The organism is Acinetobacter sp. ANC 3929 (genome assembly GCF_000369405.1).
Classification (GTDB): domain Bacteria; phylum Pseudomonadota; class Gammaproteobacteria; order Pseudomonadales; family Moraxellaceae; genus Acinetobacter.
In genome coordinates, this window is the sequence record NZ_KB849999.1 from 379,423 (window position 1) to 379,945 (window position 523).

1 pseudogene is annotated in these 523 nt (G+C 53.9%); it reads left to right on the forward strand.

The window, feature by feature from the left end:
- Positions 1–523: pseudogene (locus F909_RS21410) on the forward strand (Ig-like domain-containing protein); the annotation flags it as partial.

Genomic DNA, 523 nt, shown 5'->3' on the forward strand with positions numbered 1-523 from the left:
GTGCAGTGGTTGCAGGCAGTGACCTGTTGGCGGATGGTGATAAAACCATTGATGCCAAAGCGACCTTTACCGATGCAGCGGGCAACAGCAGCAACATCACTGATACGCAAGTGTATACCGTTGATATCACCCCACCAGACAACAGCACCACGACAATCAGCATTAACCCAATTGCGGGCGATGGTGTGGTTGACTCAACCGAAGCAGGTGCGAACCAAACCATCAGTGGTACAGTCAGCGGTGAATACACCGTTGGTGATGTGGTCACGGTGAATGTCAATGGCGTCAATCTGACCACCACCGTACAAGCGGGGGGTACATGGGCTGTGACAGTTGCCGGCGGGCAATTGGTGCTTGATGCCGACAAAGTGATTAACGTCAGCATTGCAGCGACGGATGCCGCAGGCAACGTGGGCAATGCAACTGCGGATGCGAGCTACACGGTGAATATCACGACCCCAGTGGTGGTGGTGAATCCAATTACCGGTGACAACATCATCAATGCGGTAGAAGCAGGCGCAAC